The organism is Pseudomonas sp. B1-22 (assembly GCF_050474425.1).
Classification (GTDB): domain Bacteria; phylum Pseudomonadota; class Gammaproteobacteria; order Pseudomonadales; family Pseudomonadaceae; genus Pseudomonas.
Genome location: NZ_JBCHVH010000002.1, coordinates 944,667 through 967,485 on the forward strand (window position 1 = coordinate 944,667; position 22,819 = coordinate 967,485).

At 66.2% G+C, this 22,819-nt stretch carries 22 protein-coding genes; 10 read left to right on the forward strand and 12 right to left on the reverse strand.

Annotation, left to right across the window (positions count from 1 at the left end):
* Positions 1-263: 263 nt before the first annotated feature.
* From ACQ5BL_RS11190 to ACQ5BL_RS11200, 3 genes are all read left to right on the forward strand, one after another.
* Positions 264-2,195 carry a sensor domain-containing diguanylate cyclase gene (locus tag ACQ5BL_RS11190; RefSeq protein ID WP_243806406.1) on the forward strand — a complete coding sequence of 644 codons (1,932 nt, stop codon included), beginning with the start codon at positions 264-266 and terminating at the stop codon, positions 2,193-2,195.
* Positions 2,196-2,294: 99 nt separating this feature from the next.
* Complete coding sequence (gene cysZ / locus ACQ5BL_RS11195) at positions 2,295-3,035, forward strand: sulfate transporter CysZ (RefSeq protein WP_243806408.1); 741 nt, start codon at positions 2,295-2,297, stop codon at positions 3,033-3,035.
* Between the two features lie 83 nt (positions 3,036-3,118).
* Positions 3,119-4,324, forward strand: a complete 1,206-nt coding sequence (locus tag ACQ5BL_RS11200; RefSeq protein ID WP_430293124.1) for a glycosyltransferase family 4 protein — start codon at positions 3,119-3,121, stop codon at positions 4,322-4,324.
* Positions 4,325-4,327: 3 nt separating this feature from the next.
* On the opposite strand, the gene ACQ5BL_RS11205 is transcribed toward ACQ5BL_RS11200, so the two are convergent.
* The 4 genes from ACQ5BL_RS11205 to ACQ5BL_RS11220 all read right to left on the reverse strand — a co-directional run bounded on the left by ACQ5BL_RS11205 (position 4,328) and on the right by ACQ5BL_RS11220 (position 8,587).
* Positions 4,328-5,287 carry a DegV family protein gene (locus tag ACQ5BL_RS11205; protein WP_243806410.1) on the reverse strand — a complete coding sequence of 320 codons (960 nt, stop codon included), beginning with the start codon at positions 5,285-5,287 and terminating at the stop codon, positions 4,328-4,330.
* Between the two features lie 563 nt (positions 5,288-5,850).
* On the reverse strand, positions 5,851-6,963 hold the full coding sequence (locus tag ACQ5BL_RS11210) for an NADH:flavin oxidoreductase (protein ID WP_207885958.1): 1,113 nt from the start codon (positions 6,961-6,963) through the stop codon (positions 5,851-5,853).
* Between the two features lie 67 nt (positions 6,964-7,030).
* Positions 7,031-7,621 (reverse strand): TetR/AcrR family transcriptional regulator, encoded by a 591-nt coding sequence (locus ACQ5BL_RS11215; protein ID WP_243806412.1) that lies wholly within the window; start codon positions 7,619-7,621, stop codon positions 7,031-7,033.
* A gap of 75 nt (positions 7,622-7,696) precedes the next feature.
* Positions 7,697-8,587 carry a LysR substrate-binding domain-containing protein gene (locus ACQ5BL_RS11220; RefSeq protein WP_243806414.1) on the reverse strand — a complete coding sequence of 297 codons (891 nt, stop codon included), beginning with the start codon at positions 8,585-8,587 and terminating at the stop codon, positions 7,697-7,699.
* A gap of 107 nt (positions 8,588-8,694) precedes the next feature.
* Between ACQ5BL_RS11220 and ACQ5BL_RS11225 the strand changes: the two genes are divergently transcribed.
* Positions 8,695-9,102 (forward strand): tautomerase family protein, encoded by a 408-nt coding sequence (locus tag ACQ5BL_RS11225; RefSeq protein WP_243806416.1) that lies wholly within the window; start codon positions 8,695-8,697, stop codon positions 9,100-9,102.
* On the opposite strand, the gene ACQ5BL_RS11230 is transcribed toward ACQ5BL_RS11225, so the two are convergent.
* The 3 genes from ACQ5BL_RS11230 to ACQ5BL_RS11240 form a co-directional block, all read right to left on the reverse strand.
* Positions 9,089-9,829: a nitroreductase family protein gene (locus ACQ5BL_RS11230; RefSeq protein ID WP_243806418.1), complete on the reverse strand. Its 741-nt coding sequence runs from the start codon at positions 9,827-9,829 to the stop codon at positions 9,089-9,091. The genes ACQ5BL_RS11225 and ACQ5BL_RS11230 overlap by 14 nt on opposite strands.
* 111 nt (positions 9,830-9,940) lie before the next feature.
* A complete protein-coding gene (locus tag ACQ5BL_RS11235) occupies positions 9,941-10,426 on the reverse strand; it encodes a glutathione peroxidase (RefSeq protein ID WP_243806420.1) in 486 nt (161 codons plus the stop codon).
* 216 nt (positions 10,427-10,642) lie between these two features.
* Positions 10,643-11,128: an FKBP-type peptidyl-prolyl cis-trans isomerase gene (locus tag ACQ5BL_RS11240; protein WP_243806422.1), complete on the reverse strand. Its 486-nt coding sequence runs from the start codon at positions 11,126-11,128 to the stop codon at positions 10,643-10,645.
* Between ACQ5BL_RS11240 and ACQ5BL_RS11245 the strand changes: the two genes are divergently transcribed.
* From ACQ5BL_RS11245 to ACQ5BL_RS11260, 4 genes are all read left to right on the forward strand, one after another.
* Positions 11,097-11,429, forward strand: coding sequence for a DUF3565 domain-containing protein (locus tag ACQ5BL_RS11245; protein ID WP_243806424.1), 333 nt, complete (start codon positions 11,097-11,099; stop codon positions 11,427-11,429). The genes ACQ5BL_RS11240 and ACQ5BL_RS11245 overlap by 32 nt on opposite strands.
* A 2-nt stretch (positions 11,430-11,431) precedes the next feature.
* Positions 11,432-12,622: an acetate kinase gene (locus tag ACQ5BL_RS11250; protein ID WP_243806426.1), complete on the forward strand. Its 1,191-nt coding sequence runs from the start codon at positions 11,432-11,434 to the stop codon at positions 12,620-12,622.
* Positions 12,623-12,695: 73 nt separating this feature from the next.
* Positions 12,696-14,822 (forward strand): phosphate acetyltransferase, encoded by a 2,127-nt coding sequence (gene pta / locus ACQ5BL_RS11255; RefSeq protein WP_243806428.1) that lies wholly within the window; start codon positions 12,696-12,698, stop codon positions 14,820-14,822.
* 79 nt (positions 14,823-14,901) lie between these two features.
* Entirely contained in the window at positions 14,902-15,813 is a 912-nt protein-coding gene (locus ACQ5BL_RS11260) for an acyltransferase (RefSeq protein ID WP_243806430.1), read from the forward strand.
* Between the two features lie 118 nt (positions 15,814-15,931).
* On the opposite strand, the gene ACQ5BL_RS11265 is transcribed toward ACQ5BL_RS11260, so the two are convergent.
* From ACQ5BL_RS11265 to ACQ5BL_RS11275, 3 genes are all read right to left on the reverse strand, one after another.
* Positions 15,932-16,642 carry an OmpA family protein gene (locus tag ACQ5BL_RS11265; RefSeq protein ID WP_243806432.1) on the reverse strand — a complete coding sequence of 237 codons (711 nt, stop codon included), beginning with the start codon at positions 16,640-16,642 and terminating at the stop codon, positions 15,932-15,934.
* Between the two features lie 92 nt (positions 16,643-16,734).
* Positions 16,735-17,376: an MBL fold metallo-hydrolase gene (locus ACQ5BL_RS11270; protein WP_243806434.1), complete on the reverse strand. Its 642-nt coding sequence runs from the start codon at positions 17,374-17,376 to the stop codon at positions 16,735-16,737.
* 71 nt (positions 17,377-17,447) lie between these two features.
* On the reverse strand, positions 17,448-18,467 hold the full coding sequence (locus tag ACQ5BL_RS11275) for an AraC family transcriptional regulator (RefSeq protein ID WP_243806437.1): 1,020 nt from the start codon (positions 18,465-18,467) through the stop codon (positions 17,448-17,450).
* Positions 18,468-18,588: 121 nt separating this feature from the next.
* On the opposite strand from ACQ5BL_RS11275, the gene ACQ5BL_RS11280 reads away from it, so the two are divergent.
* Positions 18,589-19,428 carry a metal-dependent hydrolase gene (locus ACQ5BL_RS11280; protein WP_243806439.1) on the forward strand — a complete coding sequence of 280 codons (840 nt, stop codon included), beginning with the start codon at positions 18,589-18,591 and terminating at the stop codon, positions 19,426-19,428.
* A 534-nt stretch (positions 19,429-19,962) separates the two neighbouring features.
* Here the strand turns inward: ACQ5BL_RS11280 and ACQ5BL_RS11285 are convergent.
* Both ACQ5BL_RS11285 and ACQ5BL_RS11290 read right to left on the reverse strand, forming a co-directional pair.
* Entirely contained in the window at positions 19,963-20,901 is a 939-nt protein-coding gene (locus ACQ5BL_RS11285) for an alpha/beta fold hydrolase (RefSeq protein WP_243806441.1), read from the reverse strand.
* Between the two features lie 72 nt (positions 20,902-20,973).
* Complete coding sequence (locus ACQ5BL_RS11290; RefSeq protein ID WP_243806443.1) at positions 20,974-21,627, reverse strand: TetR/AcrR family transcriptional regulator; 654 nt, start codon at positions 21,625-21,627, stop codon at positions 20,974-20,976.
* A 99-nt stretch (positions 21,628-21,726) separates the two neighbouring features.
* On the opposite strand from ACQ5BL_RS11290, the gene ACQ5BL_RS11295 reads away from it, so the two are divergent.
* On the forward strand, positions 21,727-22,599 hold the full coding sequence (locus ACQ5BL_RS11295) for a hypothetical protein (RefSeq protein WP_243806445.1): 873 nt from the start codon (positions 21,727-21,729) through the stop codon (positions 22,597-22,599).
* Positions 22,600-22,819 lie beyond the last annotated feature (220 nt).

Genomic DNA, 22,819 nt, shown 5'->3' on the forward strand with positions numbered 1-22,819 from the left:
AACCCATTGTCCTGCAGATTTTCCAAGTACCCTTGAGATAAGTCAGGCAGTTCCGGATTCGCCCTGGCCGGTTTGACATGCGTCAAGGTGTTCCGGATTGGCTCTCGAACCCGTGCGATTAGACATGGCGCGCAGCTTACCGCTGTGCCGGCGTCCTGTAGAAATGGCCAATCTCAATGCCATCCATAGGCCATGCCTATGTCAACGGCATCCACCGAAGGGCTGTCTAGACTCAAGCAAATCCCATGATCAACAGTCACCCCATGAATCTTCGCGCACGCCTGCTTCTGCTGTTCCTGCCCCTGTTCGCCGCCAGCCTCGCCGGGGTGTGGATGCTGTCGGACAGCATCCTGCTCGACCGCTTCGACCGCGGCGACCGCCAGCGCCTGGCCGATGAGGTTCGCATCGTCCACAAGCGCATCGCCTTCGAGAAGCAGCGCTACCTCGATATCGTGCGCAGCTATGCCTGGTGGGACGCCAGCTACGCCTTCATGCACACCCCCGATCCGAAGTTCGTCACGGAAAACCTCGATATCGACATGCTCGGCTTTCTCGGCTTCGACTATGTGCTGTACGTCGACCGCCAGGGCCGGATCGTTGGCCAGCAATGGGGGCTCGACAATCTCTCCGAACGCATTCCCGGCGCGCCCGCGACCAATCCGGAGACGCTGCAGCGCGACATCCTGAAGACCGCCATCGAGCTCGGCGCCCTCGACGTCGCGGGCGATACGCGGCACAGCATCGATCAGCTCGTGCAGATCGACGGCGTACCGCAACTGCTGCTCAGCTATCCAATCAGCGACACCGACGGTCACGCCGAACCCGCTGGCGCGATGATCGCCGGCGTGCTGTTCGACAAGCGGCGCATGGCCGGACTCGAAGACCAGATGGGTGCGCACCTGCGCCTGACCAGCGATGCCAGCTCCGACAGCACCTGGCGGCCGCTGAACATCCCCAACAACCGCGGTGCCACACTGCTCAGCCCGCGCCAACTGCTGGGCAAGAACACCCAGCAGATGTCCTTGCTCTACCTGAACTCCAAGGGCCAGCCGCAGATGCGCATCGAAGTCAGCAGCCCCAGGCCGCTGTACCTGCAAGGCCGGCAGTCCATCCGCCTGTTCCTCTACCTGGCCATGGCCTTGCTGGCCGTCGCCCTGCTGCTGGCCTACCTGGCGCTGGAACTCTGGATCATCCGCCGCGTGCGCACGCTCAACCGCGAAGTGTCCAGCATCGGTCCGGACGACAACCAGCAGCGTCTCGGCAGCCTGGGTGAGGATGAGCTCGGCCAGCTCGCCGGCGAGATGAACCACATGCTCGACCGCCTGGAGCAGAGCGAAGCGCGGGACCGGGCGATCCTCGATGCGATCCGCGACGGCTACTTCGAGATGGACCACAAGGGCATCCTGCTCACCGTCAACGCCGCTCTGTGCCGGATGCTCGGCTATTCGGCGCAAGACCTCGTCGGCCGTCACTACAGCCTGCTGCTGCCCGCGGAAGACGCCCGGCGCGCCCAGGCGCTCTATATCCAGGTGCGCGACGACCAGCGCGAGACCACCTTCTCCGCGCCCTTCAAATGCGGCGACGGCCGCCTGCTCAACTGCGAGACGCGCTGCTCGGCGATCCGCGACAATCAAGGCGTGTTTGGCGGATTCCGCGGCATCCTGCGCGACATCAGCCAGCATGTCGCCTACCAGAACCAGTTGATCGACCTCGCCTTCCGCGATGCCGTGACCGGCCTGGGCAACCGCAAGGCGTTCGACGAGCAGTTGCCGGCGGCGATAATCCGTTGCGAACGGGTCGCCCTGCTGTACATCGACCTGGACCGCTTCAAGCAGGTCAACGACCGCTTCGGCCACGCCACCGGCGACGCCCTGCTGGCCGCCGTCGGCGAGCGCCTGCATAACAGCCTGCGCCAGCCGGACCAGGCCTACCGCCTGGGTGGCGACGAGTTCGCCGTACTCCTGGAAAACGCTGAGCCGCCGCAGGCCGAAAGCCTCGGCATGCGCCTGCTGCAGGTGCTGGGCAGCCCCTACGAACTGAGCAGCCAGACCATCGACTTCGTCACCCCGAGCATCGGCATCGCGTTTTATCCACAGGACGCCGACGACGCCGAGGACCTTACCCGCGCCGCCGACGTCGCCATGTACCAGGCCAAGCAGGAACGCAACCGCTGCCAGCGCTACAGCGCCACATGAGCCGCCACATACCCGGCAAAACACACGGCTCGCCGGCCCTTTGCCGGGTCTGTTAAGGTCGCAGCCGCGTTACCTTTGGAGAGTCCCCTGGAGAGCCTCATGCCCAACCTGAGCGGCCCGCAATACCTGAGCGAAGGCCTGAAACTGATGATGCGCCCTGGCCTGCGGCTGTTCGTGCTGCTGCCGCTGAGCATCAACCTCATCCTCTTCATCGGCCTGATCGGCTTTGCGGTCAGCGAGTTCAGCCACTGGGTCGACGCCCTGATGCCCAGCCTGCCCGACTGGCTGAGCTTCCTGCAGTTCATCCTCTGGCCGCTGTTCGTCGCGCTGGTGCTGCTGATCGTGTTCTTCACCTTCACCCTGATCGCCAACCTGATCGCCGCGCCCTTCAACGGCTTCCTCGCGGAAAAGGTCGAAGTGGTGGTGCGCGGCACCGACGACTTCCCCGAATTCAGCTGGACCGAACTGATGGCCATGGTGCCGCGCACCATTGGCCGCGAGCTTCGCAAGCTCGGTTACTTCCTGCCGCGCGCCATCGGCCTGTTCATCCTCAGCCTGATCCCCGGCCTGAACCTGATCGCCGCACCGCTGTGGCTGCTGTTCGGCGTGTGGATGATGGCCGTGCAGTACATCGACTACCCGGCGGACAACCACAAACTGGGCTGGAACGAGATGCTCGCCTGGCTGCGCAGCAAGCGCTGGGCGTGCATGGGTTTCGGTGGCATCACCTACCTCGCCCTGCTGATCCCGGTGGTCAACCTGGTCGCCATGCCCGCCGCCGTGGCCGGCGCGGTGCTGTTCTGGGTGCGCGAGGGTGGCGACAAGGCGCTGACGCGCTGACCACCAGCCGCCTCCGGGCGGCTGTCATATTTCGATCATCGCCGCGTCATCGGCGCGCCACTGCGCGCCATGACACTGCGGACATGACGAAAAATCCTCTGCGCATCGCGCTGATCAGCGAAACCTTTCCGCCGGAAATCAACGGCGTCGCCAATACCCTCGGCCGACTGGCTGCGGGGCTGTTGCGCCTGGGCCATCAGATCCAGGTCGTGCGGCCACGGCAGCAATGCGACGGCAGCCGCCATAGCGACGCCGAACTGGTGCTGACCCGGGGCTGGCCGCTGCCGGGCTACCCGGGGCTGCAATGGGGGCAGTCCTGCCTGCACAAGCTGCTGCGCCACTGGCAGGGGCTGCGTCCCGACGTGCTCTACATCGCCACCGAAGGCCCCCTGGGCCTGGCCGCGCTGCGCGCCGCGCGGCGCCTGCGGATTCCGGTGATCAGCGGCTTCCACACCAATTTCCAGCAGTACAGCGCGCACTACGGCTTCGGCCCGCTGATGCGTCTGGTGACCCTGTACCTGCGCTGGTTCCACAACCGCACCCAGCAGACCCTGGTGCCCAGCGTCAGCCAGTCGCTGGAATTGCAGCGGCGCGGCTTCGAACGCCTGGCGCAACTGTCGCGCGGCGTCGACAGCCAGCTGTTCAACCCCGCTCGCCGCGACGATGTGCTGCGCCGCGAATGGGGTCTGGCCGAACGCGATATCGCCGTGCTGCACGTGGGCCGGCTGGCGGCGGAGAAGAACCTGTCGCTGCTGGGCAGCAGCTTTCGCGCACTGTGTGCGGCACACCCGCAGCTCAAGCTGCGCCTGGTCATCGTCGGCGACGGCCCGCAGCGCGCCCAGTTGCAGAAGGAATTGCCCGAAGCGGTTTTCTGCGGCCTGCAACGCGGCGAGGAACTGGCGCGTCACTACGCCAGCGGCGACCTGTTCCTGTTTCCCAGCCTGTCGGAAACCTTCGGCAACGTCGTACTCGAAGCCCTGGCCTCGGGGCTGGCCGTGGTGGCCTTCGACCAGGCGGCAGCGGGGCAGCACATCCGCCACGGGCACAACGGCACGCTGGCGAGCCCCGGCGACAACCAGGGCTTCTTCGAGGCGGCCAGCTGGCTACTGGGCGACCCCGAGCGTCTGCGCCGGGTGCGCCTGAACGCCCGCCACCACGCGGGGCATCAGGCCTGGGATGCCGTGGTGGAGCGATTCGAAAGTTATCTACAGGAAGCCTGCCGCCTGACGCTGCACGGAAAGACCGCCACCGGCCTCAGGCCGGTGGGCGGGTCCTCCGTGCACAAATGAGACTCAGGCGAAGGGTATCGGCGGCGCCGCGAACGACAGGCTCATGGCGCCCGCGCCCAGGTTGATGCCGCCGGTGGGGCTGAGCATCGCCAGGTGCACCTGAATTCCCCTGGCCTGGCAGGCCGCTTCCAGTGCGGAGAATCCCGGCAGGTCGCGCAGCGCCGACGGATCGCCGGCATAGCTCAGGCACATCTGCGGCGCCAGCAGCTCACCCGCCTCGACCCGCGCGCGAGCGAAGTTGAGCAGGCGCTCGGCGGATTTCTCGTAGTTGGGCGACACCGAGACCGGCTTGTCCTCGCCCTGCACCAGGCTCAGCACCGGCTTCATGTCGAGCATCGAGCCGATGCCGAGGAAGGCGCCGCGCAGACGATCGCCGATGCTGCTGCGGTCGCCCTTCTGGAAGCCCCGGCGGCGGATGTGCCCCAGGTCGCTGGCGACCAGGAAGGTGTTCATCTGCTGGCTGAGTTGTTCCAGGCGGGTGCGCACGGCGTTGGGGTGCTGGTCCTCGCCGAGCAGGCGCACGCCTTCGGCGGCCAGCACGGCGAGGCCGGCGAACACCGTCTGGCTGTCGATCACCCGCAAGGCGAACGGCCCGGCGATGCCGGCGGCGCTGCGGCGTTCCTTGTAGCTCTGCAGCAGGCTGAAGGAGGCCTGGGTGGCATGCTCGAAGATCGGGCTGCGCTGGCTGGTGACGGTCAGGCAGATGACGTAATCGAAGTCGGTGACCAGTTGTTCCAGGAACCAGTCGTGGGTCTGCGCGGGCGTCAGCGGCTCGCTGCCGTCCTCGGGGCCGACCTTGGGCAGATCCTGGGAGTAGAACGTGAGGGTGGTGTCGGGATCGCGATCATCGACGATACGGCGCTCGCCCAGGCGGATGCCGATGGGCAGGACGCGGATGTTGTTGGCCGCGAGAAATTCGGGGGGCAGGTCGCAGGTCGCATCGACCACCAAGCCGATCCGCATGGCTTACTCCTATGGCCGTATCCCGGCCTATTGTTGTGTGAACGCGGTCATACAATGCCCGTTTCGGACCATGAAGTCAGCAAGCGGAAAGGTGGGTTCGGAAAAGATTTGTAAACGCCTAGGACGGGGCTTTCAGAGCATTCATACGACTTATGGGAAGTCATAACCAGAACGCAGATTGCCGTGCAGAGGACCCGGCCTGTAGGAGCGCGCCGTGCGCGCGATCGCGGGCATGGCCCGCTCCTACAATGGGGTTTGCCGCGCTGAATGTTCGCGGAGAAGCGCTGCTCTCGTAGGAGCGGACCCTGTCCGCGAAATCTACGACGCAGGAGAGCTATGCCATCAGGAAACACAGGGGCCGACCGCCTGCACCAGCGCCGGCCCTGCCGGCGAATCGCGGATAAGATCCGCTCCTACACAAGCCAAAGCCACGGAGCTGACCTGTAGGAGCGCGCCATGCGCGCGATCGCGGGCATGGCCCGCTCCTACAGGGGACTCCGCAATAACAAGAAAGCCCCTGGCACCGAGGGCGCCAGGGGCTTTTCACATCACCGCGTCGCGACTCAGGCCAGCGACATCAGCGCATCACGGCTGAACGGCTTGATGTCGGCCAGGCGGCCATCACGCACCTTCACCGCCCAGTCCGGATCGACCAGCAGGGCGCGACCGACGGCGACCAGGTCGAACTCTTCCTTGTTCAGGCGCTCCAGCAGCCCATCGATGCCCGACGGCTGGGCGACTTCCTCGGTGTTGCCGAAGAAGGCCAGGAACTCGCTGCCATCCAGGCCGACGTTGCCGACGGTGATGGTCGGCTTGCCGGTGAGCTGGCGGGTCCAGCCGGCCAGGTTGAGGTCGGAGCCTTCGAACTCCGGAATCCAGAAGCGGCGGGTGGAGCAGTGGAAGATATCCACACCGGCGTCCGACAGCGGCTTGAGGAAGGCTTCCAGCTCCTCGGCGGTCTGTACCAAGCGGGCGCTGTAGTCCTGCTGCTTCCACTGGGAGAAGCGGAAGATGATCGGATAGTCGGGGCCGACGGCTGCGCGCACGGCCTGGATCAGCTCGATGGCGAAGCGCGAACGGTTGGCCAGGCTGCCGCCGTATTCGTCGGTGCGCTTGTTGCTGCCGTCCCAGAAGAACTGGTCGATCAGGTAACCGTGGGCGCCGTGGATTTCCACGCCGTCCATGCCGATGGCCTTGGCGTCGCGGGCGGCCTGGGCAAACGCGGCGATGACTTCCTGGATGTCCTCTTTGGTCATTTCATGGACCAGCACGGTGCCGTCCTTGACCTTGCCGCTAGGGCCGTAGCCCGGAACGCTGGCGTCCGGCTCGGTGCCGAGGCGGCGCACCGCGCCGACGTGCCACAGCTGCGGGACGATCTTGCCGCCTTCGGCGTGCACGGCGTCGACCACCTGCTTCCAGCCGGCCAGGGCGTCTTCACCGTGGAAGCGCGGCACGTTCGGGTAACCGTTGGCGGCCTTGTGGTTGACCGTGGTGCCTTCGGTGACGATCAGGCCGACGCCGGCGGCGGCGCGGCGGCGGTAGTACTCCACCACCTGGGCGTGGGGCACGCCGCCCGGGGTGAAGTTGCGGGTCATCGGTGCCATCACGATGCGCGTGGGCAGTTCCAGGCCGCCCAGGCGGAAGGGCGAGAACAGGGTGTCTACGGATGCGGTCATTGAAGTCTCCATGACGGCCAGGCGACCGGTCGTCTCGTCTTTGGGTGTAGGGGTGTGGAAAACAGGTTCAGGCCTGCAGCAGGTACTCCAGGCGCTCGATGAAGCGTTCCAGGGGCTTGAGCGAGGCGCTGACCTTCAGCCGCGCCAGCACGCCCTGCCAGGCGTTGCCGATGAACTCGGCGAGTTGCTCGACATTCTCCGCAGCCGGCAGTTCACCGGCGCGCTGGGCCTCGGCGAGGCAGTCGCGCAGGATGTCGATGGATTGCTGGAGGATGCCGTCGACCCGCTCGGTGATGGCCGGCGACAGCTCGGCCATCTCGAAACTGAGGCTGCCGATGAAGCAATGGAATTCGAGTTTCTCCTGGCGGGAGAAGTGCGCCAGCAGCTCGCGGTAATAGGTGATGATGCGCGCACGCGGCCCCAGCACCGGATTGCCGAGAGCCTCGGCGTAGCGGGCCAGGCGCGGTGCGTAAAGGTGCTCCAGGGCCTGCAGGGCGAAGTCTTCCTTGCTCTCGAAGTAGTGATAGAAGGAGCCCTTGGGGATGCCGGCGGCCTGGACGATGTCCTGCACGCCGGTGCCGTGGTAGCCGCAACGGGTCATCGCCAGGGAGCCCTTGGCGAGGATCAGGTCGCGTTTGTCGAGTCGGATGCTGTTCATGGGGAGCGAGAATATGACCGGTCGTCTCGCTTTTCCCAGCATCATTGATCGCGGTGATTTTCCCTTAGAAACGGATCAGCGATTGGCCGGGTTTTCCAGCAGCTCGGCGACACCCTCGCAGAGCAATTCGCGCAGGCGCGCCACCACCGCCTCCGGCTCGGCCTCGCCGCGATGCAGGCACAGCCCCAACGGCGCCATGGCCGGCAGACCGGCATGCTTGGGGTCGAGCCGCTCGATACTGGCCGGCAGGCCGATGGGTGTGCGCAGGCCAACGCCCAGCCCCGCCGCCACCGCCGCCCAGATGCCCGACAGCCCGGCGCTGGTGAAGGCCACGCGCCAGGCAATGCCGGCGCGGTCCAGCGCCGCCGTCGCCGCGCTGCGCAGCAGGCAGGGCGCTTCCAGCATCACCAGCGGCAGCGGCTCAACACCGGGCGCCGGCACGCTGCCGGGTACGCCGATCCAGCACTGCGCCACGGCGCCGATGCGCTCCATGTGCGCCGTACGCTCGCCGGTTTCCCAGGCCAGCGCCAGGTCCAGTTCGCCGTTGCGCACGCCTTCGATCAATTGCTGATTGCGCGCCGTGCGCACCTCGATCCGCACCTTGGGATGGGCGCGGGCGAAGCGAGCCAGCACGGCGGGCAGCAGGGTTTCGCCGAAGTCCTCCTGCAAGCCCAGGCGCACCCGGCCTTCCAGCGTGCCGCCGCGCAAGGCACCGGCAGCTTCGTCGTTCAGTTCCAGCAGGCGGCGGGCGTAGGCCAGCAGCGTCTCGCCCGCCTCGGTCAGCGCCATGCCGCGGCCTTCGCGGCGCAGCACCGGCGTGCCGGCCTGCTCTTCCAGCTTCTTGAGTTGCGCGCTGACGGCCGAGGTCGAGCGCCCCATGCGATCTGCCGCGCGGGCGAAGCTGCCCAATTCGATGCCGGTGACAAAGGTGCGCAGCACGTCCAGATCGAAGTTGATACGAGGCATGGCAACCATCCCGGTTAATCGAACTATCGGTCAAATATTTCCCGATTTTCCGAATCAACTTGCCGGGCTAGCCTGAACTCGTCAATCACCCACCGAGGAACGGCGCCATGCCTACCGTCCGCATCTCCCTGCGCAAGGGCAAGCAACCCGAATACCTGCGCGAACTCGCCGATACCGTCTACGACGCCATGCACGAGGCCTTCAACGTGCCGGCAAACGATCAGTTCGTGATGATCCACCAGCATGGGCCTGAGGAATTCGTCTACGACCGCGGCTACCTCGGCGGGCCGCGCAGCGACGACTTCGTGCTGATCGCCATCACCATCGGCCGCCCCCGCGACTCGCAGACCAAGCAGGCGTTCTACCGGCGCTTGAATGCGCTGCTGGGCGAACGCCTGGGCATCGCCAGCGAGGATGTGATGGTGCAGGTCACCACCAGCGAGGCGGACGACTGGTCCTTCGGCGGCGGGCGCATGGGCGTGCTGACCCGCCCCGACGCGGTCAGTGCCAGCTGACGCGCTGCTCCAGCGGGAAGCGCAGGCGCGGGTTGTAGACGCCGTTGTCGGCAGCGCGCCCCACCGCCAGCAGCATGATCGGCACGGCGCGGCGGGGAATCTGCAGCACCTTGCGCAGCCGCACCTCGTCGAAGCCTTCCATGGGGCAGCTGGCGAAGCCGTGGCTCTGCAGGGCAAGCATCAGGTTCTGCGCCGCCAGCGCGGTGGACTTCACCGCCCACAGGCGCATTTCGGCGTGGCTGTTGGGCTGGCGCATCAGCGCGCGGCGCAGGCCGACCACCGAGTACAGCGCACGCTTGTACAGCCCGCGCCAGCCGAAGGCGCCCTGGTTGTACTGGAAGGGCGCGGTGCGCTGATAGAAGTCCCGCACCTTCTCCGGCACCTGCGGTTCCGGCCACTGCTCGATCACCGCCGCGCAGGACTCGCGCCAGGTGTCTGGCCGCGCCAGCACGGCGATCAGTACCGGCGCCGTGCGCGCGGCATTCTGCCCCAGGCATACCGGCACCAGGCGGCGGCGCAGGTCGGCATCGCGGATCACCTGGAAGCTCCACGGCTGCAGGTTGCAAGCATTGGGTGCGAGCACCGCCTGTTCCAGGCAGTCGCGCAGCACGGCGTCCGGCACCGGCTCATCGAGGAAACGCCGCACCGCGCGGCGCTGCTCGATCAATGCGCGCAACGCATCGGGGGTTGCCGGCAGGCAGGAGGACTCGGCGGCGAAACAGCTCATGGCGGGCTCCGGTATCAGGTCACCCGATTAAGCCGTCGCGCTGAGTCCGGAACAATACGCAGGGGAGAAATGCCGGCGGGATTGGCGCAAGCGCCCTCTCCCGCCGGAGGATCAGGCGCCCAGCGCCTTCTCGATGGCGTGCACCAGTGCGGGGTCTTCCGGCGCGGTACGTGGGCTGAAGCGCGCCAGCACGCGACCGTCCGGGGCGAGCAGGAACTTTTCGAAGTTCCAGGTGATGTCACCGGGGAACTCGGCCCCCTCGCCCGCCAGCAGCCGGTACAACGGGTGGCGTTCCGAGCCGTTGACATCCAGCTTGGAGGACATCGGGAAACTGACCCCGTAGTTCAGCGAACAGAACGACTGGATCTCGGCTTCGTTGCCCGGCTCCTGCCCGGCGAACTGGTTGCACGGCAGGCCGAGCACCACGAAACCCTGATCCTTGTATTGCTGGTAGAGCTTCTCCAGACCGGTGTACTGCGGGGTCAGGCCACATTTCGAGGCGACGTTGACCACCAGCACGACCTTGCCCTTGAGCGGGGCCAGCGGCAGATCCTGGCCGTCGAGCCCTTGCAGCGTCAGACCGTGAACAGCGCTCATTGCTTGCTCCTTGAAGAAGTAGGCACAACGTGCCCGCGCAGCAGGGCGGACAGCGCGTCCGTCTTCTGCGCATTCCCAATCGATGCGGGAAAAATGCCCTGGCCTTGTTGCAGTAGATCAGGTTGCATGAGAAAGGCGCCCGAAGGCGCCTTCCTCAGATTGAGCGTAGCAGCTCAATGATGGCTTCACCGGTCAGCGTGCGACCGGCGGAAGCGATCAGTGGTGGTGACCACCTTCGCCATGGATGTGGCCGTGGGCGACTTCTTCGGCGGAAGCGTCACGCACGTTGACCACCTTCACCTTGAAGTTCAGGCGCTGGCCGGCCAGCGGGTGGTTGCCGTCGACGATCACGTCGTCGCCGTCGATGTCGCGGATGGTGACGATCTGCATGCCACCGTCCGGAGCCGACGCGTGGAACTGCATGCCGACTTCCAGCTCGTCCACGCCTTCGAACATTTCACGGGTCAGGGTGGCGACCAGTTCGGCGCTGTACTCGCCATAGGCGTCGGCCGGCTCGATGGTGACGTCCAGCTCGTCGCCAACCTGCTTGCCTTCCAGGGCCTTTTCCAGGCCGGCGATGATGTTGTGGGCACCGTGCAGGTAGACCAGCGGAGCGCCGCCGGCGGAGCTGTCGATGACCTCACCTGCGTCGTTGGTCAGGGTATAGTCGATGGAAACCGCCTTGTTGGCCGCGATCTGCATGGTTCGAAACCTATCTGATATAGAAGTTGAGCGCGCAAGTTTACGCTGCGACGCCCCCGAATGCGACCCGAAGACGGACGGACGGGACAACGCGGACGCCCCGCGCCTGCTTGACTTTCATCAGGATGAAGACGGGTACTGGGTGGCAGTCTTGTCCTGCGGACACACCCAGCACCTGCGGCACCAGCCGCCCTGGCAATCCCGGCCCTGGGTGCTGGACCCGCAGCAACGTCAAGCGCAGATCGGCCGGCTCTTCCCCTGCGGCTGGTGCGCCAAGGAACAGAACAGCGACAAGGAGTAGGCATGCCGGCACGCAACATCCTGGTGATCAACTGCGGCAGTTCTTCGATCAAATTCGCCCTGGTTCGAGAGGGGCGCGACGACTTCATCCTCCACGGCCTGGCCGAACGCCTCGGTGCCAACGGCGCCAGCCTGCGCTGGCAAGGCGAAGGCGATGCGCAACCGCAGACCCTGGAACTGCCCGGCGGCGACCACAAGACCGCCCTCGCCCGCCTCCTGCCGCTGGTGAACGAGGCCGCCCAGGGCGAGCTGCACGCCATCGGCCATCGCGTGGTGCACGGCGGCGAACGCTTCACCCAGGCCTCGCGCCTGACGGATGAGGTGCTCGGTGCGATCCGCGAGACCTCGCCCCTGGCGCCGCTGCACAACCCGGCCAACCTGCTCGGCATCGACGCCGCCATGGCGCTCTACCCGGACCTGCCGCACATCGCCGTGTTCGACACCGCCTTCCACCAGAGCCTGCCCGAGCGCGCCTACCGCTACGCCATCCCCGAGCCGCTGTACCGCGAGCAGCACGTGCGCCGCTACGGCTTCCACGGCACCAGCCACCGCTACGTCAGCCACAAGGCGGCCGAGATGAGCGGGCTGGCGGTGGGCGACAGCAACTGGCTGTCGGCGCACCTGGGCAACGGCAGCTCCACCTGCGCCATCGCCAACGGCCAGAGCCGCGACACCAGCATGGGCCTGACCCCGCTGGAGGGCCTGATGATGGGCACCCGCTCCGGCGACGTCGACCCGAACCTGCACAGCCACCTGGCGCGCACCCTGGGCTGGAGCCTGGAGAAGATCGACCACATGCTCAACCACGACAGCGGCCTGCTCGGCCTGTCGGGGCTGTCCAACGACATGCGCACCCTGGAGCACGCCCGCGAGCAAGGCCACGCCGGCGCGGCGCTGGCCATCGAAGTATTCTGTTACCGACTGGCCAAGTCGCTGGCCTCGCTGACCTGTGCGCTGCCGCGCCTGGACGGCATCATCTTCACCGGCGGTATCGGCGAGAACTCGGCGCTGGTGCGCAACCTGACGGTCAAGCACCTGCACGTGCTCAACCTCGAACTCGATGGCGAAGCCAACGCCCGCTGTGTAGGCGGTGTCGGCGGACCGATCCACCTGCCCGGCCACCCCCGCGTGCTGGTGATCCCTACCAACGAGGAACGGCAGATCGCACTCGACACCCTGGCGGTCCTCGACTGAAGATTCGAAATACTGTTCAAAGGCGTTGCCCCACAAGGGCAGCGCCCTCCCCCGCACGGCTTAAGGAGCCCGGATGCACACCTTCTTCCTCGCGCCGACCGGTTTCGGTGTCGGCCTGACGTCTACCAGCCTGGGGCTGATCCGCGCCCTGCAACGCGCTGGCCTGAAAGTCGGCTTCTTCAAGCCCATCGCCCAGCCCCACGCCGGCGACGACGGTCCGGAGCGCTCCAGCGAGCTGGTCGCCCGCACCCACGGCCTGGAAGCCCCTGTCCCGCTGTCCCTGGCCAAGGTCGAGCGCATGCTCGGCGACGGCATGCTCGACGAGCTGCTGGAAGACATCGTCGGGATGTTCAACCAGGCGGCGGAAGGCAAGGACGTGATGATCGTCGAGGGCATGGTGCCGACCAAGCACGCCAGCTATGCCGCGCGCATCAACGGGCACCTGGCGCGCAGCGTCGACGCCGAGGTGATCCTGGTCTCCGCGCCGGACAACGAGACGGTGAAGGAGCTCTCCGACCGCATCGAGATCCTCGCCCAGCTGTTCGGCGGCCCGCGCGACCCGCACCTGCTCGGCCTGATCGTGAACAAGGTGCGCGGCGGCGAAAGCGACGACGCACCGCGTGACGCCGAGGCTGCCGCGCGGCTGTTCGGCGAGCGCCTGAAGGAGCACTCGCCGCTGCTGCGCGAAGGCGACGTGCGCCTGCTCGGCTGCATTCCCTGGCAGGACGAGATGAACGCCCCGCGCACCCGCGACGTGGCCGACCTGCTGGACGCCAGCGTGCTCAACGCCGGCGACTACGAACAACGCCGCGTGCAGAAAATCATCCTCTGCGCGCCCTCGGCGCCGAACACCGTGCACCTGCTCAAGCCCGGCGTGCTGGTGGTGGTGCCGGGCGACCGCGACGACATCATCCTCGCGGCGTGCCTTGCGGCCATGAACGGCGTGCCGCTGGCCGGCCTGCTGCTGTGCTCGGGCCTGACCCCGGACGCACGGATCATGGAGCTGTGCCGCAGTGCCCTGCAAAGCGGCCTGCCGGTGCTGACGGTGAAGACCGGCTCCTTCGACACCGCCGGCGACCTGACCCGGATGAACAAGGAAATCCCGGTGGACGACCGCGAGCGCGCCGAGCGCGTCACCGAGTTCGTCGCCGGCCATATCGACTTCGAATGGCTGAAGGACCGCTGCGGCGCGCCCCACGAATTGCGCCTGTCGCCGCCGGTGTTCCGCTACCAGCTGACCCAGCGCGCCAACCGCGCCGGCAAGCGCATCGTCCTGCCCGAGGGCAGCGAGCCGCGCACCGTGCAGGCGGCCTCGATCTGCCACGCCCGCGGCATCGCCCGCTGCGTGCTGCTGGCCAAGCCCGACGACGTGCACGCCGTGGCGCAGATGCTGGGCATCGTGCTGCCCGAGGACCTGGAGATCATCGACCCGGACCTGGTGCGCAGCCGCTACGTCGAACCCATGGTCGAACTGCGCAAGGGCAAGAGCCTGAACGCGCCGATGGCCGAGCAGCAACTGGAAGACAACACGGTGCTGGGCACCATGATGCTCGCCCTGGACGAAGTGGACGGCCTGGTCTCCGGCGCCATCCACACCACCGCCAACACCATCCGCCCGGCGCTGCAGCTGATCAAGACCGCGCCCGGCTACAACCTGGTGTCCTCGGTGTTCTTCATGCTGCTGCCCGACCAGGTGGTGGTCTATGGCGACTGTGCGGTGAATCCCGATCCTTCGGCCAGTGACCTGGCGGAGATCGCCCTGCAAAGTGCCGACTCCGCGCAGGCCTTCGGCATCACTCCGCGGGTGGCGATGATCAGCTACTCCACCGGCGACTCGGGAACGGGTGCAGATGTCGACAAAGTACGCGAAGCCACACGCATCGCGCGGGAAAAACGCCCCGATCTGTTGATTGATGGCCCCTTGCAGTATGATGCCGCCGCCATCGCCAGCGTCGGCCGCCAGAAGGCGCCCGACAGCGCAGTGGCCGGACGCGCCAACGTGTTCGTGTTCCCCGACCTGAACACCGGGAACACCACCTACAAGGCCGTCCAGCGCAGCGCCGACTGCGTCAGCATCGGACCGATGCTGCAGGGCCTGCGCAAACCGGTGAACGACCTTTCGCGCGGCGCGCTGGTGGACGACATCGTCTACACCATCGCGTTGACCGCGATCCAGGCCGACAGCGGCAGGGACGGCTGACAACCCGGCACGAGGATGTGCCCGAGAACGCTTCACGCGCCCGGTGGACCGGGCGCCCACGTACAAGGACCATTCCTCGATGTTGAGTTTCCTCCCCGCCACCCTGCGCGGCATCCTCGCCAGCCTGATCCTGTTCGTCAGCACGTTGTGCTGGGCAACCCTGCTGTTCAGCATGACCCTGGTGAAGATCCTCTTGCCATTCGCCGCGGCGCAACGCGTCTGCAGCAAGATCATGAGCCTGATCGCCGAAGGCTGGATCGGCTGCAACAAGGGCTGGATGAACCTGGTCCGCGACACCCGCTGGAACGTGAAGGGCCTGGAAGGCCTGGAGTACGAGCACTCCTACCTGGTCACCAGCAACCACCAGAGCTGGGTCGACATCCTCGTCCTGCAGTACCAGCTCAACCGCCGGGTGCCGCTGCTGCGCTTCTTCCTCAAGCAGGAGCTGATCTGGGTTCCGATCATCGGCCTGTGCTGGTGGGCGCTCGATTTCCCCTTCATGAAGCGCTACACCAAGGCCTACCTGGCCAAGCATCCGGAGAAGAAAGGCAAGGACCTGGAAACCACCCGCAAGGCCTGCGCCAAGTTCAGCCGCATTCCGGTGTCGATCTTCAACTTCCTCGAAGGCACCCGCTTCACCCCGGCCAAGCACGACGAGCAGGCCTCACCCTTCCAGCACCTGCTCAAGCCCAAGGCCGGCGGCATCGCCTTCGTCCTCGACGCCATGGGCGAACAGCTGCGCACCCTGGTGAACGTCACCATCCACTACCCCGACGGCCGCCCGACCTTCTGGTGCCTGCTGTCGGGCAAGCTGCGCGAAGTGGTGGTGCGTTTCGAGGAGCTGGAGATCCCGCGCCAGTTCGTCGGCAAGAGCTACGACCAGGACGAGGGCTACCGCGCCGAGTTCCAGTTGTGGGTGAACCAGCTGTGGGAGCGCAAGGACCAGTTGCTGGCGCAGTTGCATCGGGAGTTCCCGGCGGCCAAGGCCTGACGCCGGATCACCCTGTAGGAGCGCGCCATGCGCGCGATCGCGGGCATGGCCCGCTCCGCCCCGATGTCTGCAGCAACGAAAAAGCCCGCCAATCGGCGGGCTTTTTCATGGGCGGTGCTTACTGCTGGTACTGCTGGGTCTGTGCGTTCGGCAGGGCCTTCAGGTTCACTTCCACGCGGCGGTTCTGCGCGCGGCCGTTGGCGTCGGCGTTGGACGCGATCGGCTGGTCCGGGCCCATGCCACGGGTGCTCACACGGGACGCGTCGACACCCTGGGAGGTCAGATAACCGGCGACCGACTGCGCACGGCGCTGGGACAGGTCCATGTTGTGCTGGCGGCTGCCGGTGCTGTCGGTGTAGCCGACGATCTCGATGCTGTTCTGGTTGAACTCCTTGAAGGAGTTGGCCAGGTTATTCAGCGGGGTGTAGAAGGACGGGGCGATGTTCGCCGAGTCGGTGGCGAAGGTGATGTTGCCCGGCATGATCAGCTTGATGTCATCGCCCTGGCGCTCGACCTGTACGCCGGTGCCCTGCATCTGCTGGCGCAGCTTGGCTTCCTGCTTGTCGGCGTAGTAGCCATAGCCCGCGGCGGCGGCACCGATGGCGGCGGCGCCGATCATCGCGCCCTTGCCACGGTTGTCGTGGTTGATCGCGGCACCGGCGACGGCGCCGGCCAGCGCACCCAGCGCACCGTACTTGGCGGTCTTGCTCATGCCACCCTCGGCCGGGGCCTGGGTGTTGGGATCATAGGGATTCTGGGAGGCGCAACCGGCCATGAGAGCGAGGACGGTGGCAGCCGCGACCATGGACAGACTACGTGCAGTGAACATGAAGGAAGACTCCTGGATAACGAAATCGCCCGATTGGGCGCTGGTTAGATCATACAACAGCGAAAAGATTCAATTTTCCTTAAGGCGCGCCATCAGGCCCGAATGAACGGGTTTTCGCGCATCTCGTCACCCAGACAGGTATCCGGACCGTGGCCGGTCACCACGGTGGCCTCCTCGTCCAGCGAGTACAGGCGCTCGCGGATGGAGCGCTCGATCGTGTCGTAGTCGCCGCCCCACAGGTCGGTGCGGCCGATGCTGCGGCGGAACAGGGTGTCGCCGGCGATCAGCAGCTTGTCCCTGGGGAACCAGAAGCTCATGGAGCCTGGTGTATGACCGGGCGTGTGCAGGGCCACGCCGCAGCCGCAGGCCAGCTCCTCGTCGTCCGCCAGCCACTGGTCCGGGGAAGGCACCGGGGTGTAGGGCACGCCGAACATGCGGCACTGCATCTCCAGGTTGTCCCAGAGGAACTGGTCGTCCTTGTGCAGGTGCAGGGTGGCGCCGGTCTTCTCCTTCATCTGCCCGGAAGCGAGGAAGTGATCGAGGTGCGCGTGGGTGTGGATGATGCTGACCACCTTCAGCCCCAGCGCATCGAGGCGCTGCAGGATGAGTTCGTGGTCGCCGCCCGGATCGACGACGATGGCCTTCTTCGTCAGCGGGTCGCCAATGATGGTGCAGTTGCACTGCAACGGGCCGACGGGGAAGGTTTCGCGGATCAGCGCGGGCTGCTCACTCATCACGGGGTCACTCGATGGCTTGGGCGGAACGGCATTTTCGCCGATTCCGCCCTGCCCTGGCGAGCGGTGGGTCAATCGTCCCGGCGATAGTCCGTGGGCAGCTTCCCGGTCCATTTCCTGAACGCGCGGCGGAAGTTCGACGGATCGTTGAACCCCAGCAGCAGGGCGATTTCGTAGAGCGGCAAATGCGTGGTGGTGAGGTACTGCAGCGCCAGGCGCTTGCGCACGTCGTCGAGCACTTCCTGGTAGGTGGTGCCCAGGTTCGAAAGATGTCGACGCAGGCTGCGGCCGCTGGTGTGTAATTCGGCGGCCACGGTCTCGAGATCGGGGAACTCGCCGGGGCGCGCCAGCAGCAGGCGGCGGATGCGGGTGAGCAAACCTTCCTGTACGTCCAGCGTAGCCAGCAGCGCCTCGCACTGCTGCTCGCACATCTGCACCGTGGCCGGATTGGCCAGGGCCATGGGCCGCGCCAGGTATTCGCTGGGCAGGCCAATGAAATGGAACGGCTGGTCGAACGACACCTCGCCGCCGAACACCTCGGCATAACGCCCGGCATAGGCCGGCGCGGGATGGCCAAAACCGACGCTGACGCCCTGCAGCGGTTCGCCGACCAGGAAGCGGGCGATGGTGTAGAGGCTGGTCATCAGCCCCTCGGCGGCGAAACGCCCCATGGGCCCGAGTGGGATCGACTCGCTGGCGCGCAGGTAGGACACGCCGTCGTCCTCCACCATCTCCAGGTCGTAGGCCAGGCCGAGCACGCGGTAGTACTTCAGGGCAAAGCCGATGGCGCGTTCGAGGTTGGCGCTGGAGAGCACGGCGTAGCCGAGGATGCCGTGGGTGGAGACGTTCAGCCGCTGCCCCAGCAGCAGGCCGAAGGCCGGCTCGTTGCAGTGCGACAGCGCGGTGCCGGCGAGCAGGTTGAAGTCGATGAAGGACAGGCGCGCGTTGGGGCTTTCAAGCACCTCGGGGCGCACGCGGGCCAGTTCGAACAGGCGCGCGCGCGGCACGCCCAGTTCCTCGGCAAGATCGAGCAGCGCCTGCGCATAGGCGACGGGCACCAGTTCGGCGGTGAAATTGAGCGGTTGTTTCATCGTTTTTCTTGTGTCGACCGCTGGCCGGATATGACCGGAAAGTTGGCAGACAATAACCTTGTGACGCTTTGCCTACAAGCCCACAGTACTGACCATGGACAACCACAACAATGGAGCCGCCATGGCCAGCACCACCCCCGAGGGACTGGAAATCAAGCCCCGGCATATGGACTTCGAACTGCCCGATCCGCTGCCGCGTCACTGGCATGGCGGGGACGCCTTCAGGTCCCATCTGTTCGATGCGATGTCGGTGCTGTTCCCCGACGGCGAGCGCTTCTTCATCGACTCGGTGCGGCACTTCCGCGAGGACATCACCGATCCGGTGCTCAAGGAGCAGATCCGTGGCTTCATCGGCCAGGAAGGCCACCACAGCCGCGAGCACCTGGTGTACAGCCAGCGCCTGCGCGACCAGGGTTACGACATCACGCGCATCGAGAAGCTGGCCCAGGCACGCATCCGCTACACCCAGAAGAAATTCCCCGCCAAGCGCCAGCTGGCGGCCACCGCCGCGCTGGAACACATCACCGCGATCATGGCCAACGGGCTGCTCAACGACCCGCGCACCATGGAGGGCGCCGACCCGGTGATGCAGCGCCTGTGGCGCTGGCACGCGCTGGAGGAGACCGAGCACAAGGCGGTAGCCTTCGACGTCTACAACCAGGTCTGCGGCAGCCGCAAGCTGCTGCGCCGGGCGATGCTGATGGCGACTTTCTTCTTCGTCCTCGACACCTTCCGCGGGCTCACCCACATGCTGCGCAAGGACGGCCTGCTGTGGAACTGGCGGGTCTGGCGCGACGGGTTGAAGTGGAGCTGGGGCAAGCACGGCGTATTCCGCCCGTTGGTGCGCGAGTACCTGGACTTCTTCAAGGACGACTTCCATCCCTGGCAGCACAACAACCTCGAGCTGCTGCACGAGGTACGCCGGGAGTACGATCCGCAGCCGTTGGCGCACGCCGGCTGACAGGTTTGCCGTATTGAACGCCGCCCCGCATTGTCGGGGCGGTGTTGTTTCTGGCGCTCACCGGAAGCACGGGCCAGGCCCGCGAATCGCACCCATGGGGCGCTCCTACAGGTCAGCTCCGTCGTTTCGGCTCTCGTAGGAGCGGAGCTTCTCCGCGATCACCGCGATAGCGGTGCCTTCCAGGAACGCCGGCCTGCCGGCCGGTTTCGCGGACAAGGTCCGCTCCTACGGAAGCGCCAGGGTGCCAATGCAAGGCAAGGTGAAACGGCGTACAACCGCGAACGGTTGTACGTCCTACATGACGCCCCAGCGCTCCCTGTAGGAGCGGGCCATGCCCGCGATCGCGCCCATGGGGCGCTCCTACGCTTTGCGACGGAGTTACCTTGTAGGAGCGGATTTATCCGCGATGCGTAGTATCCCCAAATGACATGAATTCCAGCGGGTAAAAATCGCGGACGAAGTCCGCTCCTACGAAAGCACCGCCCATGAAAAAGCCCAGCGCTTGGCCGGGCTCTTTCTTTCACGACTCATCGCTCAGGCATGCAGGAAGCGCAGCGCATCCGCCGCCGATTCCTGGGGAATCTCCTCCATCGGGATATGCCCCACGCCCGGATAGACCTTCACCTCGATCCCCGGCACGTCGCGCTGCCACATCGGCACGTGACGCGGCGAAATCCAGCGGTCGCGTTCGCCCCACATCAGCATCGTCGGCACCTTGAGCTCCGCCACGCGGGTCGGGGTGCCGGTCAATTCCTCGCGATTGGCCTTCACCAGCACACGGAAGATATCGATCATCGCCCGGCGGTTACCCGGACGGCGGCTGATGTCGTAGTAGCGGTCGATCACTCCCGGCTTGATCTTGCGCGCATCGCCATAGACTTCCTTGATGCCCTGGGCCACCAGCGCGCGCGGCATCCACATCGGCATCAGGATGCCGGCGCCCGGCAACACCGCACTGGCGATCATCAGCGGGACCTTCTGCATGTAGTAGCCGGCCGGGTCGATCAGGATCAGCCGCTCCACCCGGTGCGGCTGGGCCAGCGCGTAGTTCCAGGCGATGTACCCGCCCAGGGAGTTGCCGGCGATGGAGACGTGCTTGAGGTCCAGCCGATCCAGGAACATGCCGAACACCTTCACCAGGCGCTCCCCGCTGTACTCGCGGTCGCTGCCGCCGCCGGTGAGGCCGAAACCCGGTACGTCGAGGCGAACGATGCGGAAGTGTTCGGAGAGCTCGGCGACCCAGCCGTCCCAGGTGTGCAGCGAGGCCATCACGCCGTGGACCATCACCAGCACCGGCTTGTCGCGGCTGCCTTCGTCACGGTAATGGATGTCGAAGCCATCGACGTTGATGAAGCGCGAACCGGTTTCCGGCGCGGCGTAACGACTCTTCAGCGCGGCCAGCGACAGGGCGCCGAAACCGTAGCGGGCCAGGCCCTCGGCCAGTGGCGGTTGCAGAGACAGGGTGGCGGACATGGACGAGTGACTCCCGTGCTTGTTGTTCTCGGATACCGATCACACCACAACCCGTTCGCCTGCGCGCCCAACCTAGGTAGTGCGTGAGCAGAGCGTCGTCACCAACAGGTCACCGATCACCTGCTTGACCTCCCCCAGCGGCATGTCACCGCCCTTGCCCAGCAGCTCCAGCGAGGTGGACTCCAGCGCCCAGATCAGCGCCTGGTAGGTGAGCACCGCGTGCTGCACGCCTTCGCCCTGGAAACGCTCTTCCAGCAATGCGCGCAACTCCCGATGCGCTTCGGCGCGGTGGGCGGCGAGGGGCGAATCGGTGCGCAAGGCTTCCTCGTGCATCAGGCGGATGATCGGTCCCACCGCCAGGTGGTAGTCGAAGAAGCGCTCGACCATCGCCCGCAGCCAGGCGTCGGTGCTGCCAGCGTCGGTGCGCATCTCGCGAAAGCGCATCAGCAGCAACTGCACCGCCGTGCGGTAGATGCCTTCGAGCACGTCGAGCTTGCCCTGGAAGTACTTGTAGAACGTACGTCGCGACACCTGGGCGGCGTCCAGCAGATCGTTCACCGTGGTATCGGCCAATCCCTTGGCGACGAACACCGGGATGCTCGCCAACTGGATATTGGCCCGTTGCAGGTGCCCCACCAGCGGCCCCTCGCCCTCGCCGGCCTGACGCGCCACCGCGCCAAAGCCGCCCAGGTCCTCGAAGACCGCGCTGACTGCTGCCGATTCCATCGCCCCTTCCCCCTTCACCCAACCAAGGCGCGGGATGACGCCAGCCCCGGGCCCCGATAACCTAGGCCGACCGCTCCCCCGCGCAAGGAAAGCCCGTTCGTGCCGAACCTAACACGCCGTCTGCTCTGGCCGCTGGCCATCCTTTTGCTGGTTCTCTGCCGCCCCGCCTTCAGCGCCGACCTGTACTACCTCGGGCAGAAGATCCCCGACATCAAACGCCCCTGGACCAGCGCCGACTACCAGTTGCTGATCGACGCGCTGAAGAAGATCGACGAAACCCAGGCCAACGGCCTGCCCCGGCGCAGCGGCGAGTTCACCGGGCCGATCTATCAGCGCATGGTCAGCGAGGAGAACTTCCGTCCGCAGCTGAACATCTATGCCCCGCTGGAGCTGCGGCAGAACGAGGCGCGCGAGGTGCTGTTCAAGCTCAAGGAACTGATGCGCCTGTACTTCAACTTCCGCGCAGCCAAGCAGCCCTATGGCGCCGAGGCGCTGGGGTTGATGAGCTACTCGCTGCGCGAGCAGGCGATCCTGTTCAACCTGACGGTGGAATTCTGGATGACCCTGGCGCAGAACGAGCAGCGCAACCCGGTGCGCCTGCAAGGCATGCAGGAAGCCAAGGCCGCCGCTTCGATGCTCACCAGCAGCGCCCTGGATTACCTCGGCCTCACCGCCCAGTTCGACCGCCAGGATCTGGTGCTCTACAGCGCCGAGTTGTCCAAGCAGATGCCCGAGCTGTTCATCCACCTGCCGGCGGACGTCCGTGCGCAGTTGCTGATGCGCGTGGACGAACTGGCGCAGAAGCATGCCTATGCGGAAGTGCGCGAGAACATGCGCGATCTGCTGCCGGTATTGCAGGCGATCCAGGATGACGTGCAGAAGCAGCTGGCGGCTCCGGCCAAGGGGCAGGCGGTGCCCAAGGGGCTGGACCTGAGTGCGCCGGCGGAGCCGGAGAAGAAGAAGGGGATGTGAGCCTGGCGCAACACGCGCCACTCCTGTCCGAGCAGTTACCTGTAGGAGCGAGCCAGGCCCGCTCCTACACGGACCGGCTTGCGTAGGAGCGGACTCCGTCCGCGATCGCTTCCCACCCGCTGAGCCGCCTCAGGCCAATCGCGGACAGAGTCCGCTCCTACACTGCTTTCTGGGTCCCTGCGTTCGCGGGGATGACGCAGGGGAACGCGAATTCCCCCCT